This window comes from Candidatus Bandiella numerosa, assembly GCF_021811875.1.
Taxonomy (GTDB): Bacteria; Pseudomonadota; Alphaproteobacteria; order Rickettsiales; family Midichloriaceae; genus Aquirickettsia; species Aquirickettsia numerosa_A.
On sequence record NZ_JAJBJD010000251.1, the window covers coordinates 1 to 255 of the forward strand.

The 255-nt window shown below is 42.0% G+C and carries 1 pseudogene; it reads right to left on the reverse strand.

Going from position 1 to position 255, the window contains the following annotated elements:
• A pseudogene (locus tag L8D11_RS05570) lies at positions 1 to 185 on the reverse strand (hypothetical protein); the annotation flags it as partial.
• Between the last annotated feature and the right edge of the window lie 70 nt (positions 186 to 255).

Here is a 255-nt window from a genome sequence, read left to right on the forward strand (position 1 = left end):
ACAGGACAACTACCTTCTTCTCTATCAACCTCTACTGCCTTTAACATCTTTTTAGGGCGGGCGGCTGATTCTATTATCGTAGCATCAACTATTGCTCCTTGCGACTTCTCTACCTTTAGGCCGTGTTCTGTCAACTGCTCGTTCACCTCTTTCAGCAACACATCCCATATCTTCAGCTTAGTCATTATATTTCGAAATCTGCAAAATGTCGTATGATCTGGCACCCTCTCTAATCCGCTTATTATCATAAAATCT